18 protein-coding genes are annotated in these 14701 nt (G+C 34.9%); 16 read left to right on the top strand and 2 right to left on the bottom strand.

All coding sequences use genetic code 11. The features are described 5' to 3' along the window. Positions 1–11 precede the first annotated feature (11 nt). From ACQW5G_RS00465 to ACQW5G_RS00445, 5 genes are read left to right on the top strand one after another with little or no spacing between them, the layout of a single operon-like run. The gene (locus ACQW5G_RS00465; protein WP_429971143.1) at positions 12–461 is read left to right on the top strand and encodes a pyocin knob domain-containing protein; all 450 of its coding nucleotides are present in this window, start codon (positions 12–14) and stop codon (positions 459–461) included. Then, positions 461–616: an XkdX family protein gene (locus tag ACQW5G_RS00460; protein WP_429971142.1), complete on the top strand. Its 156-nt coding sequence runs from the start codon at positions 461–463 to the stop codon at positions 614–616. The genes ACQW5G_RS00465 and ACQW5G_RS00460 overlap by 1 nt, the downstream gene beginning before the upstream one ends. Before the next feature lie 36 nt (positions 617–652). After that, positions 653–925: a hypothetical protein gene (locus tag ACQW5G_RS00455; RefSeq protein ID WP_429971141.1), complete on the top strand. Its 273-nt coding sequence runs from the start codon at positions 653–655 to the stop codon at positions 923–925. After that, complete coding sequence (locus ACQW5G_RS00450) at positions 912–1220, top strand: hypothetical protein (RefSeq protein ID WP_429971140.1); 309 nt, start codon at positions 912–914, stop codon at positions 1218–1220. The genes ACQW5G_RS00455 and ACQW5G_RS00450 overlap by 14 nt, the downstream gene beginning before the upstream one ends. Next, complete coding sequence (locus ACQW5G_RS00445; RefSeq protein ID WP_429971855.1) at positions 1198–2295, top strand: GH25 family lysozyme; 1098 nt, start codon at positions 1198–1200, stop codon at positions 2293–2295. The genes ACQW5G_RS00450 and ACQW5G_RS00445 overlap by 23 nt, the downstream gene beginning before the upstream one ends. Before the next feature lie 780 nt (positions 2296–3075). Here the strand turns inward: ACQW5G_RS00445 and ACQW5G_RS00440 are convergent. Continuing rightward, on the bottom strand, positions 3076–3780 hold the full coding sequence (locus tag ACQW5G_RS00440; RefSeq protein WP_429971139.1) for a type 1 glutamine amidotransferase: 705 nt from the start codon (positions 3778–3780) through the stop codon (positions 3076–3078). Then, positions 3780–5132: a MurT ligase domain-containing protein gene (locus ACQW5G_RS00435; protein WP_429971138.1), complete on the bottom strand. Its 1353-nt coding sequence runs from the start codon at positions 5130–5132 to the stop codon at positions 3780–3782. The genes ACQW5G_RS00440 and ACQW5G_RS00435 overlap by 1 nt, the downstream gene beginning before the upstream one ends. 216 nt (positions 5133–5348) lie before the next feature. Between ACQW5G_RS00435 and ACQW5G_RS00430 the strand changes: the two genes are divergently transcribed. The 11 genes from ACQW5G_RS00430 (at position 5349) to atpA (ending at position 14688) form a co-directional block, all read left to right on the top strand. Then, positions 5349–5912, top strand: a complete 564-nt coding sequence (locus tag ACQW5G_RS00430) for a thymidine kinase (protein ID WP_429971854.1) — start codon at positions 5349–5351, stop codon at positions 5910–5912. Between the two features lie 30 nt (positions 5913–5942). Continuing rightward, positions 5943–7031, top strand: coding sequence for a peptide chain release factor 1 (gene prfA, locus ACQW5G_RS00425; RefSeq protein WP_429971853.1), 1089 nt, complete (start codon positions 5943–5945; stop codon positions 7029–7031). Then, a complete protein-coding gene (gene prmC, locus ACQW5G_RS00420) occupies positions 7015–7878 on the top strand; it encodes a peptide chain release factor N(5)-glutamine methyltransferase (protein WP_429971137.1) in 864 nt (287 codons plus the stop codon). Before prfA ends, prmC begins: the two co-directional genes overlap by 17 nt. 3 nt (positions 7879–7881) lie before the next feature. Next, positions 7882–8901, top strand: a complete 1020-nt coding sequence (locus ACQW5G_RS00415) for an L-threonylcarbamoyladenylate synthase (RefSeq protein ID WP_429971136.1) — start codon at positions 7882–7884, stop codon at positions 8899–8901. Between the two features lie 52 nt (positions 8902–8953). After that, complete coding sequence (gene glyA / locus ACQW5G_RS00410) at positions 8954–10195, top strand: serine hydroxymethyltransferase (RefSeq protein ID WP_429971135.1); 1242 nt, start codon at positions 8954–8956, stop codon at positions 10193–10195. 51 nt (positions 10196–10246) lie between these two features. Beyond that, positions 10247–10873, top strand: a complete 627-nt coding sequence (gene upp / locus ACQW5G_RS00405) for a uracil phosphoribosyltransferase (protein WP_429971134.1) — start codon at positions 10247–10249, stop codon at positions 10871–10873. Positions 10874–11103: 230 nt separating this feature from the next. Beyond that, entirely contained in the window at positions 11104–11814 is a 711-nt protein-coding gene (gene atpB / locus ACQW5G_RS00400; RefSeq protein ID WP_429971133.1) for a F0F1 ATP synthase subunit A, read from the top strand. 20 nt (positions 11815–11834) lie between these two features. Then, entirely contained in the window at positions 11835–12047 is a 213-nt protein-coding gene (atpE, locus tag ACQW5G_RS00395; RefSeq protein WP_014082203.1) for a F0F1 ATP synthase subunit C, read from the top strand. A 38-nt stretch (positions 12048–12085) separates the two neighbouring features. After that, positions 12086–12601 (top strand): F0F1 ATP synthase subunit B, encoded by a 516-nt coding sequence (atpF, locus tag ACQW5G_RS00390; RefSeq protein WP_429971132.1) that lies wholly within the window; start codon positions 12086–12088, stop codon positions 12599–12601. Beyond that, positions 12588–13133, top strand: a complete 546-nt coding sequence (gene atpH / locus ACQW5G_RS00385; protein WP_429971131.1) for an ATP synthase F1 subunit delta — start codon at positions 12588–12590, stop codon at positions 13131–13133. The genes atpF and atpH overlap by 14 nt, the downstream gene beginning before the upstream one ends. 31 nt (positions 13134–13164) lie before the next feature. Continuing rightward, positions 13165–14688 carry a F0F1 ATP synthase subunit alpha gene (gene atpA, locus ACQW5G_RS00380; protein ID WP_429971130.1) on the top strand — a complete coding sequence of 508 codons (1524 nt, stop codon included), beginning with the start codon at positions 13165–13167 and terminating at the stop codon, positions 14686–14688. Positions 14689–14701: the final 13 nt, after the last annotated feature.

Genomic DNA, 14701 nt, shown 5'->3' with positions numbered 1-14701 from the left:
GGAGCTTAAAAATGGCGATTAAAAATGTTTATTTAAACGACGATGAAAATAACGAACTTCATCCTTATATTAATGCAGTAAATATTTTAGATCCTGACAATTTAACTAATGATTGTGCTAAAAAAACAGACACTTTAAATATCAATGCTGGATATATCAAAAATGGTGGAAATCTTGATGAATTTACTGATACTGGGATTTATAATATTCAAGGCGCAGATGGTACCACAATTAAAAATTTACCAGCTGGTTATGCAGATTCAAACCTATGGGCTTCAGTAATTTGTTTAAATGGAGCCGGTTTAAGACAGATTTATATTCAAGGTGGGTCTATGTATATTAGAGCAAAAATGGGTAATCCAGCAACTTTTGAAAGTTGGAAGCAATTTAATTACACAGTTTTGCAAAATTTACAAGACCAAATATCATTTCTAGCAAAGCAATTAGGGGGAAATAAGTAGTGAGTTGGAAAAAATTAGTTAAATTTTATTTTGACAATAACATGTATGATAAAAAAGATGTAGCTGCCTTTGTTAACAAAGGCTCAATTACTCCTGATGATTATGCAGATATTACTGGGGAAACTTATATAGCACCACAAGCATCAACTAATTAGTTGGTGTTTTTATTTTGCAAAAAAGGTGGTGATGAAATGCATGTATCCAGCTGGGAAGATTTAGCATCAATTCTAGCAATTATTACAGCTGTAGGATCGTTTTTTTTTGGAACTTATGTATTGTTTGGCAAATTAAGTAAATTAATTGACAGCATTAACGAATTAAACGGGACTGTAAAAATATTGAGAAATGATTTTAATTTGCAGCAAATTAATTACACGGAAAAATTCACTCGTGATGACGAGCGGATTAATAATCACGAAACTAGAATTAAACGATTAGAGGATAAGGCAGATGACAAAGATTAAAAATATTTTAAAAAAGACAGCATTAATTAATAGTGATGGAAAATTAAATGGGAAGGTAGTTGCAAGTTCACTTTCTCTTTTAATTTTAATTGGTCAAATGATTTGTACTATTTGGGGAATTACTAGTCCTATTCGTTGGGATTTGTGGGCTCAATTACTTACTTTAATTTTAATGTTATTGGCAGGTTGGGGAATTCTTGATGATCCAACTACAGTATCTGATAAATCAGAAGATTTAAAAGTTACTGAAAAAGGAGATGTTAATAGTGGAGATGAAACAAGCACTCAAAAATAGTATTTTACCTTTAGCAATTACACTAGGGATGTTTGGAATTGGTTTAGCAACTAGTCAACCAGTTCATGCGGCACATATGGATTTAGGTACAGATGTATCTAAATATCAATCATCGGTAACTAATGTTACCGGTAAAGATAAGTTTTCATTTGCTCAAATTGGTGGAACGATTAATGGCTGGATTTATGATCAAGCTCCATATTCATATCAAGTCAATCAAGGACGTAACGATGATTTTAGAATGCATAGTTATATTTGGTTGCAAGATGGTGCTAATCAAGCACAAACTAAAGCAGCTATGGATTACTTCCTATCTAAGATTCAAACACCATATGGATCAATCGTAGCTATTGATTGGGAAGAAGGTGCATCAGCAGATAAGGAAGCTAATACCGCCAACGTTATCTACGCCATGCAACTAATTAAGCAAGCTGATTTTACTCCAGTACTTTATAGTAGTCGCAATTACTTAAATCAAACGTTGAACGTGAATGAAATTACTAAGCAATTTCCTAACAGCTTGTGGTTGGCTGAATATTGGTATTCAGGTGATATTGAACCTGATTTCAATCATTTTCCTACGTATGATAACGTAGCTATGTGGCAATATAATTACACACCACGTGATTTAGATGTTGATTTAACTGGTATTACTGATAATGGCTATACTAAGAACACTAACGTAAATCCAAGTGATCAACCAATTGCACCACAACCTCAACCAAGTAAACCTGCGTGGAATCTACAAACTTATACAGTTCAATCGGGTGATACTTTAAACGGTATTAGTAATAAAGTTGGTGATAGTGTGGCAACGCTAGAAGCTAATAATCAAGTAAGCAATTTAATTTACCCAGGACAAAAGTTACTAGTAAATAATTTTAACCACTACAACTTAAATGAAAATAAGTTAACTCAACGTGTTCGCTACGTACAACCAGGTGATAGCTTAACGAGACTAAGTTATTTAATTGGAGATAGTTGGCAAACTATCGTAGCAAATAATCCAGATGTATTTGCAAATGGTTATTATTCAACTATTTACGCTGGACAACCAATTTACTTTTATAGATAATGAAGTTGTGAAAGGGCAGTATTGCCACTGAAACGGCTGGTATTATTTTAAATCTATTTTTATATAAAGAAGCTCACTGTCTTAACTGGCAGTGGGCTTTTTTGTTGTAATGTTAATAAAATAACAAGCTAAATAATTGTATTAAATCATTATTTTGATATATTTAATGTGCTTCTAAATAGTTTAGAAGTAAGTTAATTTTTTATATTTTTGAATTAAGAGAGAGTCCCTCGGAAAGGGGATTCTTTTTATTATAAATAGGTGTCATTTAATGTTATAATTCTTAATGTCCATGTACCGGACAACAATGTAATGATTCGAAAAAGCTTGTTTCCTATTAGGGAAATGAGTTTTTTTGTTTTGGTTGGTTACTTTTTAAGTGATATAAATCATATCATGTGTACTTAATGTGTACAAAATAATGGTAAATATTGTTGTATAAGTAACAAAAAATCCTGTACTCTCCTTATTTTTGTTATATTAAAGGGATAAAATATGAAGATTTTTAAATTTAAAAAATAAATTTCAAAAACCAAAAAGAAGTATACGATTACCATCTCCAATTTGCTTGTCTTAGTAATTATTTTATTGGTAATTATTTTTAAACTTTGTAAATAGTTGTAAAAGAATCGCAATAATCATATTCCTCAAAATATGGTATACTCAAAGTGTTATAAAAATAGGAAACTACTCTTTTCCAGCAAAAAGGACATTCAGAAGTGAATGTCCTTTTTGTTTACAAAAAAATAACCCTGAATCATATTCATTCAGGGTTATCCTTTAATATTCGTAAATTTTTACTTTCTTCTTCATGTCAGTAAAGTCGGTATCAGGATATTTGTTTTGAAGAGCTTCAAACATCATGTATTTAGCAAAATTACCGTTACGAGCCATAATAGGACCATGAAAGTAGGTACCAACCGTATTTTTGTGTACAGCACCTTCAGTTCCATCTTGACCGTTATTTCCGTAACCTTGGAGCACTTTACCAAGAGGATGTTCATCGGCACCTAAGAAAGTAATTCCTTGGTGATTTTCAAAACCATGATATTTATTGCCAGTCTTTTCATTTTGAATAACAACGTCGCCGATAAAACGATGATCATGTTGTTGTTCAGTGTAGTGATTCATGGCTTCGATACCAGGAAGCTTTTGACCTTTAGCATCAATGTAATATTTACCGATTAATTGGTAACCACCACAGACAGCAACGAAGGGTTTATTAGCTTCAATAAATTTAATTAATTCATCTTTTTTAGATTGAATATCTTTAGCCACAACGGTTTGTTCGTAGTCTTGACCACCACCGAAAACAACAAAGTCATAATCATCAGCTTTAAAATCTTCTTCTAAAGAAACGATGTCAGAGGTAACCTCAACACCAATTTGTTTAGCGTAAAATTTTAGGGCTAATATATTTCCAATATCACCATATGTGTTCATTAAATCACCATAAAGGTGAGCAACTCTAATAGTCATTGTCATTAGTTTTTGCCTCCTTTAATGTAGCCGCGTTTAGTTAAGATAGCACGTACTTGCATCATAGCAGTGTAGGTAGCTAAAATATAAACTTTTTTAGTTGGCATTTTTTGAATGTCATCAACGACTTTTTCTAAGTCTGGTTGAACAATATGTTTATCATCTGGAACACCAGCTACTTTGAGACGGAAAGTGATATCTTTGTAACGAGATCCACCAGTTTCAAATTGTTGAATGTTCATTTTAGGAAGTCGTTCAAATTCACCATCCCAGATCCAACTAGTATCAATTCCATCAGCGTAGTTAGCGTTTAATAAAGCCATAAATGAGAAAGCATCATTTTCTGTTTCCAATAAATCAATAACTTGATTAGTACCAACGGGATTCTTAACTAAAATGATCGTAACATCTTTATCACCAACATGAATTTCTTCTTGGCGACCAAAAATCCGTTCATTAGCATCAAAAGCATGTTTGATTTGATCAGGGGTAACCCCAAATTCACGTCCAACAGAATAAGCTGCAAGGGCATTGTAGATGTTATAAGTTCCACCAACACTGATTTGATATTGATTATCATCAATGGCAAATCGTGATTCGACTGGAGTTTGATCTTCAATACTTGTAACTTTGTATTTTAGTTCTGGACGGTGGAAACCACAATTAGGACAGAAATAATCACCTAAGTTAGCATAAATTAAGTAGCGGTAATGCAAGATATGCTGACAAATTGGACAAAGAACGCCATCCGTATTGGCATGTGCTTTAAAGTTTCCTGAGGCAGGTTGATTTTCAAACCCATAATAAATTTGAGGGTTAGGAAGTTTAACGGAGTTGAAAATTGGTTCATCACCATTAGCAATCACAGTTGCATCGGGTGCTAATTCAATTCCATCAAGAATCTTTTGGTAAGTAGTATAAATTTCACCATAACGATCAAGTTGATCACGGAAAATATTAGTTAAGACAAAAAGCTTAGGTTTAATATTTTCAACAATTAATTTCACGTTGGCTTCATCAACTTCAATTACAGCAACTGGCTTTTGACCATTTTTAGGCTTTTTAGATTCAAGGAAAGTAGACACAATTCCTTGAATCATATTTGAACCAGTTTTGTTAGTTAAAATTTCATCGTATTTTTCTTTTAATACTTGAACAACTAATGCAGTAGTAAGGGTCTTACCATTAGTTCCACTGACTAAAACCACATCATAGTTTTTTCCTAATTCTTTTAAAACATTAGGATCAATTTTAGTTGTGATTTTTCCGGGCAATGAACTACCACCGCCCATAAAGGTATGTAAAAACCAATATGTAGATTTCCCTGCTAAAGTTGCGATATCACTCTTAAATGTCATCGATACTCACATCCTTAATTAAAATTTTGTACTATTCAATACTTCCGATTTTAGCATAAAAGTGCCTACTAAACTTAAATTAGTTAGATTTTTACATTATATTAACAATTGGAATTAAGGAATGCAGAAAAGCCGAAAATTAGCTATAATTAAAAATGAGAGTATTTTATAGAAAAAGGTGATATTTTGGCACAACTTTTCTTTCGTTATGGCGCCATGAATAGTGGAAAGTCATTTGAAATTATTAAAGTAGCACATAACTATGAGGAACAAGGAAAAAAAGTTATCCTAATGACTAGTGCATTGGATACACGTGAAAAAGAAGGTACCATTGCTTCACGAATTGGACTTGAACGGGAAGCAATTGCGATTAAGCCAGATGCAAATGCGATGCAATTAGTTCAAAATCGGTTGGATGAGATTAATGAACGCGTTAGTTGTATTCTCATTGATGAAGCCCAGTTTTTAGAAAAACACCATATTCAAGAATTAGCACGTGTGGTTGATGAACTTGATATTCCAGTTATGGCTTTCGGACTTAAAAATGATTTTCAAAATCAATTGTTCGAAGGGTCAAAATATTTGTTAATCTATGCTGATAAATTAGAAGAAATGAAGACAATTTGTTGGTTCTGTGAAAAGAAAGCAACTATGAATCTTCGTTTCCATGATGGAAAACCTGTCTATGAAGGGGAACAAGTTGTAATGGGGGGCAATGAATCATACTATCCCGTTTGCCGAAAACATTACAATAATCCACCTAAAGAATTTAAAATTTAAGAAAAGAGGAGCAAAATGGCCGATAATAAAATGGATCAAATTTTCGATAAACTTCAATCTGTATCTGATCGATATGAAGAAGTTAGCGAATTAATTAGTGATCCTGAAGTTATTTCAGATACCAAACGTTTTATGAAGTTATCAAAAGAAGAAGGTAATCTTCGTGAAACTGTTGATACTTACAAGAAATACAAAGAAGTTACTGAAGCACTCAATGATGATCAAGAAATGCTTAAAGAAAAACTTGATGATGATATGAATGATATGGTCAAAGCTGAAATTGCTGACTTAGACGAACAAAAATCAGAACTTGAAGAAAAACTAAAAATCATGTTAATTCCCAAGGATCCGAATGATGATAAAAATATTATCATGGAAATCCATGGGGCAGCTGGTGGAGACGAAGCTAGTTTGTTTGCTGGCGATTTATACAATATGTACGTTAAGTACGCTGAAACTCAAGGCTGGAAAGTTCAAGTTGTTGATGAAGTAACCACTGAAGTTGGAGGTTTCAAAGAAATCGTACTTATGATTACTGGTAACAACGTTTACTCAAAACTTAAGTTCGAAAATGGGGCTCACCGTGTACAACGGGTTCCTGAAACTGAATCAGCGGGACGTGTCCACACTTCAACTGCAACTGTTGGTGTTATGCCTGAAGAAGAAGATGTTGATATTACTATTGATCCTTCAGATATCCGTACTGATGTTTATCGTTCATCTGGTGCTGGTGGACAACATATTAACAAAACTTCATCTGCTGTTCGAATGACTCACTTGCCAACCGGGATTGTAGTCGCTATGCAAGATGAACGTTCACAACAACAAAATAGAGTTAAAGCCATGAATGTGTTAAAAGCTCGTGTTTATGACTATTACAAGCAAAAAGAAGAAGACCAATATAACGCACAACGTAAATCAGCTGTTGGTACTGGTGATCGTTCTGAACGAATCAGAACCTACAACTACCCACAAAACCGTGTCACTGATCACCGTATCGGTTTGACTTTAAATAAATTAGACAAGGTTATGGCTGGTGATTTAGGTGAAATCATTGATGCATTGATCGTTTCAGATCAAGCTGAAAAGTTGGAGCACTTAAATGACAACGAAGCTTAATCAAGATGTCACATTCTTTGAAGCCCTGAAATGGGCTTCTTTGTGTATAAAGGGCCAAAATATTGAGCAAGATGAACCTCAATTTTTATTGTTAAATCAAATGCATTGGGACTTAACGACATTATTGCGTAATTATCGAACTAAGATGCCAGCAGATGAAAGACAACAATTTAGTGATAATTTACAACGTTTAGTCAATGGTGAACCAGCTCAATACATTGTGGGGCAAACTTACTTTTATGGTTATCCCATGCAAGTTAACCCAAGTGTCTTGATTCCCCGTCCTGAAACAGAAGAACTAGTTGAATGGATTTTAAATGATAACCACAAGGATTCATTAAAAGTGTTAGATGTTGGGACCGGAAGTGGAGCCATTGCCATTGCCTTAAAACAACAACGTCCTGATTGGAATATCACAGCTTCTGATATTTCAGCGGATGCTTTGCAAGTTGCCAAAAGTAATGCTGAATTAAATCACGTTGATATTAACTTTGTTGAAAGTGATTTGCTAACTGAGTTTGTTGGTCAAAAATTTGATATTATTTTGTCAAATCCACCATACATTGCGCATGATGAAGAAAAAGTCATGGATCAAGATGTGATTGATTATGAACCAGACTTGGCTTTATTTGCCAAACACAATGGTTTATTTATCTATGAGGAATTGGCTAAGACAGTCAGTGATTATTTAATTTCTGATGGGAAACTTTATTTAGAGATTGGATTTCATCAAGGGCCAGCAGTTACTGATTTATTAAAAACACAAAATCCAGCAGCTAACGTTGAATTACGTAAAGATTTAGCTGACCATGATCGCATGATTAAAATGAATTTAAAAGGAGAGTAAATAATGGAAACCAAAATATTTACACCTGATCAAATTGATCAAGCAGCAGCAGAAATTAACAAAGGAAATTTAGTTTCATTTCCAACTGAAACAGTTTACGGACTTGGTGCTGATGCAACTAACGTAGCAGCAGTTGAAAAAGTCTACAAGGCAAAGGGACGTCCTAGTGATAATCCCTTGATTGTGCATGTAGCAGATGTTGAAACTGTTGAAAAATACGCGATGCCATTGGACGAACAAACGAAAAAACTTATTAAAGCCTTCTGGCCAGGTCCTTTGACCATTATTTTAAAACTTCAACCAAATGTTTTATCAAAAAAGGTTACTGGGGGTCTTGAAACTGCGGCTTTCAGAAATCCTGATAAGCAACCTACCATTGACTTAATTAAAGCAGCAGGGGTGCCATTAGTTGGTCCTTCAGCTAATACATCTGGGAAACCTAGTCCAACTCTTGCTGAACACGTTTATCATGATTTACACGGTAAAATTGCCGGTATTCTAGATGCCGGTGCCACTGAATTTGGCGTTGAATCAACTGTGATTGATATGTCTACTGATACTCCCGCTATTTTACGTCCGGGTGCTGTTACTCGTGAACAAATTGAAGCTGTGATTGGAACGGTTGATGATTCTGAAAAACACGTGGGCAAAAAAGATATCCCTAAAGCACCAGGAATGAAATATACTCATTATTCACCAAGCGCAGATGTCCAAATTGTTGATGAAAAACAAGAATGGCCACAAGTGATTGATTGGATTAAATCACAAAAAACTTTAGTAGGAATTTTAGCAACTGACGATGTGATTAATAGTAATAACTGGCCTAAAAATACTGAACTATTTAGCCTTGGATCGGATATTAATTCTGCTAGTCACTTACTCTTTGCTGGACTTCGTAAGTTTGATTTAAATCCTGAGATTAAGACGATTTTAGCTCAAGGATTCACAGCTGATGGACTGGGTGAAGCTTACATGAATCGCTTGAATAAATCTGCTGGTCAAAAGCATTTTGAGCAAGTATAATTACACCAAGAAATGTCTCTAACCCCCCAATTAAAAGTGAGGTACTGTAAAGATGAGTTATGATTATTTAAAAGACGATCCCGAATTATGGGATGCAATTGCGGATGAAAAAAACCGTCAAGAAACTACAATTGAATTAATTGCATCAGAAAACATTGTGTCTAATGCTGTTCGTGCGGCCCAAGGCTCAGTTTTAACTAATAAATATGCTGAAGGGTATCCTGGACACCGTTATTATGGTGGTTGTGAATATATTGATGTTGTTGAAGATTTAGCAATTAATCGTGCTAAAGAGTTATTTGGTGCTGAATATGTAAACGTACAACCCCATTCTGGTTCACAAGCTAATGAAGCTGCCTATGCTGCTTTCTTACAGCCAGGTGATGTTATCTTAGGAATGGACTTAAATGCTGGTGGTCATTTGACTCATGGTGCTAAAGTTAGTTTTTCAGGTAAGATTTACAAGTCATATTCATATGGTTTGAATCCTGAAACAGAATTATTAGATTATGATGAAATTAGAAAAATCGCTCAAGAAGTTCATCCTAAAATGATTGTTGCAGGTGCATCAGCATATAGTCGAATTATCGATTGGAATGAATTCCGTAAAATTGCTGATGAAGTTGGTGCTTACTTAATGGTTGATATGGCTCATATTGCCGGATTAGTAGCAACTGGTCTTCACCCAAGCCCAGTTGGGATTGCTGATGTAGTTACTACCACTACCCACAAGACCTTACGTGGACCTCGTGGTGGAATGATCTTGTCACAAGCTGAAAACGCTAAGAAGCTAAATTCTGCCGTTTTCCCACGTTCTCAAGGTGGACCACTTGAACATGTTATTGCTGGTAAAGCAGCAACTTTCTATGAAGACTTACAACCTGAATTCAAAACTTATTCAGAACAAGTTATTAAGAATGCTCAAGCAATGGCTGATGAATTTGAAAAATCAGCTACTATTCGCGTTGTATCTGGTGGGACTGATAATCATTTAATGACGATCGATTTAACTGGTACAGAATTAAACGGTAAGGAAGCCCAAAACTTGTTAGACTCAGTAAAAATTACTACTAACAAAGAAGCTCTTCCCAACGAAAAATTAAGTCCATTTGTAACTAGTGGGGTTCGTATCGGAACACCGGCAATTACTTCACGTGGATTTAATGAAGCAGATTCTCGTAAAGTTGCTGATTTGATTATCAAAGCAATTGAAAACCATGATAATCAAACTGTCTTAGATGACGTTAAAGCCGAAGTTGAAGCAATGTGTGCTGCACATCCAATTACTCGCTAAAACAAGCTAATGTGGTAAAATTAACGTAAATAAAAGGGGAGTGTATTTAGCATGGGTAAATTTCACGTTATGGATCATCCTTTGATCCAACATAAATTAAGTATTATTAGAAACAAAGACACAGCTACTAACGAATTCCGTGAAGTTGTGAACGAAATTGCCAATTTAATGGCTTTTGAAGTGACTCGTGACATGCCTTTGAAGGATGTCGACATTGAAACTCCAATGGGGGTTGCTCACGCCAAAGAATTAGCTGGTAAAAAAGTGGCCGTTGTGCCAATTCTTCGTGCTGGTATTGGTATGGTTGACGGTATTTTGGACTTACTTCCAAGTGCTCGTGTCGGTCATATTGGTATGTACCGTGACGAAAAAACTTTGGAACCACATGAATACTTCTGTAAATTACCATCTGATATTGGTGAACGTGAAGTATTAGTCGTTGATCCAATGTTAGCTACTGGTGGTTCAGCAATTATGGCAATTGATGCGCTTAAAAAACGTGGTGCTAAAAACATTAAATTTGTTTGTTTAGTATCAGCTCCTGAAGGGGTAAAAGCCCTAGAAGAAGCACATCCTGATATTGATATCTATGCTGCTGCATTAGATGACAAGCTCGAAAATGGATATATTGTCCCAGGTCTTGGTGATGCTGGTGATCGTTTATTCGGTACTAAATAAAAAATAATGAAAAGACAAAATCAATTTGATTTTGTCTTTTTTTGTAACAACTTTGTAAAAATATCTAACAAATTTGAGCATTTGCCTTTGAAATTTTGTTAATTCAGGGTTATAATTCTATTAAATTTTAGATTGTGATTTTGTTAATTACTTTCTAAAATGGGTGGTAAGTTACTGCATTTATTTTCCTTACCGTTCACTAAAATGAAAGGAAAAAGAGGTGATAATTTGTGGACAAGACTTCTACTTTCCAATTTTTAGGTTTAACCTTTAATGTTGGAAATATGATTTCTGGTGTTGTTGTGGCTTTAATTGTTTTTGGTTTGGTATTTTACTGTTCTCGTAAGATTCAATTGAAACCAAAAGGAAAACAAAATTTCCTTGAGTATATGATTGATTTTACCAATGGAATTATTAAGTCTACAATGCCCAGTGGTTCTACTAAGAACTATGGTCTCTGGGCATTTACACTTTTCTACTTTATATTAGTTTCTAATCTTTTGGGATTATTCTTACATATCGAAGTAGGCGGAGTAGTTTATGTTAAGAGTCCGACCGCAGATCCAATTGTTGCTATGTCATTTGCATTGATGTCATTGCTACTTGCACAGTATTCTAGTGTCAAGAAGCTAGGTTACAAACAACATTTTGCAACCTATATGCAACCCATTTCATACTTGTTACCAATTAACTTGATGGAAGAGTTGACTAACTTCTTAACTCTTGGTATTCGTGTGTACGGTAATATTTTTGCTGGTGAACTATTAGCAGGATTAATTGCTAAAATGGCATTTTCTGGTGGAGTAGGAATGATTCTTGTTTCTGCGCCATTAGAAATGCTATGGCAAGGATTCTCAATCTTTATTGGTTGTATCCAAGCCTATGTTTTTGTAACTTTATCATGTGTATATGTTGCTCACAAACTAGTTGTTGAGGAATAAAAAATAGGAGGATTTTACTCATGGGTCTTATTGCTGCAGGAATCGCTATGTGTGGTGCCGCTATCGGTGCCGGTATTGGTGATGGAATTTTAATTTCTAAAATGCTTGAAGGTATGGCACGCCAACCTGAATTATCAAACACTTTAAGAACTAACATGTTCATCGGGGTTGCTTTGATTGAAGTTATGCCTATCTTAGCCTTCGTTATTGCTATGTTAGTAATGAACAAGTAGTAACATTTTTCTACTTTTGAAAAAGGAGGTGTCAATAGATGTTTACACATTTAATTGTTGGAGCTGAATTTAACATTGGTGATGCGTTATTCTATGCTGTTTTATTTCTTATTTTAATGTTTGGTATCAAAGTTGTAGCTTGGAAACCTGTTACAAAGATGATGCAAGACCGTGCCGATAAAATCTCAGATGATATCGATACTGCTGAAAAATCAAGAAACAAAGCTGTTGAATTAGAAAAGCAACGTCAAGAAGCATTAGCTCATTCGCAAGAAGAAGCTGGTGAAATTATCAACAAAGCGCAACAAACAGGTGACAAACGCCGTGATTCAATCATTGAAGAAGCTCGTTCTGATGCTCAAAATCTTAAAGAAAATGCTCAAAAAGATATTGAACAACAAAAGAAAGATGCTCTTGCTGATTCCAAGAATGACGTAGCAGATTTATCTATTGAAATTGCTTCCAAAATCATTAAGAAGAGTTTAAATGCTGATGATCAAAAGGCACTAATCGATTCTTATATTGAAGGGTTGGGTAATAATGAGTCTAAGTAAACTTGATGTTGCCAAACGTTATTCAAAGGCATTATATGAAATTCTTGAAAGTGACAACAATGTTGATGCCGCTAGAGATGATTTGAATGCTATTAAGGATGTCTTACTTGCAGATCCAGAATTGGAAGTTGCACTAAGCGGGGTATCTTTGGATAACAGCCAAAAAGAATCATTATTAAATCCTTTGATTGATGCTGTTTCTTCACAATACGTTAAAAATTTGATTACTATGTTATTCGAATATCATCGTATTAATGATTTGGGTGCAGTTATTGATGAATTTAATAATTTATACAATGAAAAACATGGAATCGTAAAAGCGGAAGCAATTACGGCTATTCCATTAAGTGATACTGAAAGAGATAATTTAGCTACTGCATTCGGTAAACGAATCAACGCTAAACAAGTTGAATTGTCTACAAAAACTAATCCGGATATCATCGGTGGTGTAATTCTTAGATCATCGGATGTTGTGTTTGATGGAAGTATTCGTACTAAGATTGAACAAGTAAAACGTTTATTATTAAAATAATGATATCTTTCAATAAAGAGGTGAAACTTTTATGAGCATTAAGGCTGAAGAAATCAGTGCTCTAATTAGAAAACAATTAGAAGGCTATAAAGATGACCTTACTGTAGACGAGACAGGTATCGTTACATATATTGGTGATGGTGTTGCTCGTGCCTACGGTCTTGACAATGCCTTATCTGGTGAATTGCTCGAATTCCAAAACGGAGTTTACGGAATGGTTCAAAACCTGGAAGCAAACAACGTTGGTATCGTTATCTTAGGTGACTATACTGGTATTCGTGAAGGTGATACTGTAAAACGTACCGGACGTATCATGGAAGTTCCTGTCGGTGATGCAATGGTTGGACGTGTTGTTAATGCGTTAGGTCAACCAATTGATGGTAAAGGTGAAATCGATACCACTCAAACTGCACCAATCGAACACAAAGCTCCTGGTATTATGGAACGTAAATCTGTTGATCAACCACTTCAAACTGGTATCAAAGCAATTGATGCTTTAGTTCCAATTGGTCGTGGTCAACGTGAATTAATTATCGGTGACCGTAAAACTGGTAAAACTTCAATTGCAATTGATACTATTTTGAATCAAAAAGATCAAAATATGATTTGTATCTATGTTGCGATTGGTCAAAAAGATTCAACTGTTTTACAACAAGTTGATACTTTGAAGAAGTTTGGAGCAATGGATTACACAATCGTTGTTTCTGCAGGTCCTTCAGAACCAGCTCCATTGTTATACGTGGCTCCTTATGCTGGTGCAACAATGGGTGAATATTTCATGGACAAAGGCCAACATGTTTTAATCGTCTTTGATGATTTAACAAAACAAGCCAATGCCTACCGTGAACTTTCATTGATTTTGAGACGTCCCCCTGGTCGTGAAGCTTATCCTGGTGATATCTTCTATACTCATTCACGTTTATTAGAACGTGCTGCTAAATTAAGTGACAAACTTGGTGGTGGTTCAATGACTGCCTTACCAATTGTTGAAACTTTAGCAGGTGATGTTTCTGCCTACATTCCAACTAACGTAATTTCAATTACCGATGGTCAAATTTTCTTAAATTCTGACATGTTCTATTCAGGTGATCGTCCAGCCGTTGATGCTGGTACATCTGTTTCTCGTGTTGGTGGGGATGCTCAAATTCCTGCAATGAAGAAAGTTGCCGGTACCTTACGTATTGACTTAGCTTCTTATCATGAACTTGAATCATTTGCTCAATTTGGTTCAGATCTTGATGAAGCTACTAAAGCCAAGTTGGATCGTGGTGCAAGAACTGTTGAAGTTTTGAAACAAAAACTTCATGATCCAATTGCCGTTGAAAAACAAGTTCTTATTCTTTACTGTTTGACACATGGTTTCTTAGATAAGTTACCTGTTGAAGATGTATTGAGATATCAAGATGAAATCTTTAGTTACTTCGATGATTCACATGCTGATTTATTGAAACACATTAAAGAAACTGGTAAATTACCAGCTCAAGAAGATATGGACAAAGCAATCAACGACTTTGCAAACATCTTCCAACCATCAAAAGATGGCGAAGATAAATAACTTGAAGGGAGGT

The sequence above is a fragment of the Fructilactobacillus sp. Tb1 genome, assembly GCF_050500285.1.
Taxonomy (GTDB): Bacteria; Bacillota; Bacilli; order Lactobacillales; family Lactobacillaceae; genus Fructilactobacillus.
The sequence above is the reverse complement of the archived record's forward strand: the minus strand, read 5'-3'. Positions and strand labels throughout refer to the sequence as shown.

Coding starts and splice junctions, on each gene's coding strand:
- ACQW5G_RS00465 (WP_429971143.1), top strand. CDS start 12: ATGGCGATTAAAAATGTTTATTTAAACGACGATGAAAATAACGAACTT.
- ACQW5G_RS00455 (WP_429971141.1), top strand. CDS start 653: ATGCATGTATCCAGCTGGGAAGATTTAGCATCAATTCTAGCAATTATT.
- ACQW5G_RS00450 (WP_429971140.1), top strand. CDS start 912: ATGACAAAGATTAAAAATATTTTAAAAAAGACAGCATTAATTAATAGT.
- ACQW5G_RS00445 (WP_429971855.1), top strand. CDS start 1,198: ATGAAACAAGCACTCAAAAATAGTATTTTACCTTTAGCAATTACACTA.
- ACQW5G_RS00440 (WP_429971139.1), bottom strand. CDS start 3,780: ATGACAATGACTATTAGAGTTGCTCACCTTTATGGTGATTTAATGAAC.
- ACQW5G_RS00435 (WP_429971138.1), bottom strand. CDS start 5,132: ATGACATTTAAGAGTGATATCGCAACTTTAGCAGGGAAATCTACATAT.
- ACQW5G_RS00430 (WP_429971854.1), top strand. CDS start 5,349: ATGAATAGTGGAAAGTCATTTGAAATTATTAAAGTAGCACATAACTAT.
- prfA (WP_429971853.1), top strand. CDS start 5,943: ATGGATCAAATTTTCGATAAACTTCAATCTGTATCTGATCGATATGAA.
- prmC (WP_429971137.1), top strand. CDS start 7,015: ATGACAACGAAGCTTAATCAAGATGTCACATTCTTTGAAGCCCTGAAA.
- ACQW5G_RS00415 (WP_429971136.1), top strand. CDS start 7,882: ATGGAAACCAAAATATTTACACCTGATCAAATTGATCAAGCAGCAGCA.
- glyA (WP_429971135.1), top strand. CDS start 8,954: ATGAGTTATGATTATTTAAAAGACGATCCCGAATTATGGGATGCAATT.
- upp (WP_429971134.1), top strand. CDS start 10,247: ATGGGTAAATTTCACGTTATGGATCATCCTTTGATCCAACATAAATTA.
- atpE (WP_014082203.1), top strand. CDS start 11,835: ATGGGTCTTATTGCTGCAGGAATCGCTATGTGTGGTGCCGCTATCGGT.
- atpF (WP_429971132.1), top strand. CDS start 12,086: ATGTTTACACATTTAATTGTTGGAGCTGAATTTAACATTGGTGATGCG.
- atpH (WP_429971131.1), top strand. CDS start 12,588: ATGAGTCTAAGTAAACTTGATGTTGCCAAACGTTATTCAAAGGCATTA.
- atpA (WP_429971130.1), top strand. CDS start 13,165: ATGAGCATTAAGGCTGAAGAAATCAGTGCTCTAATTAGAAAACAATTA.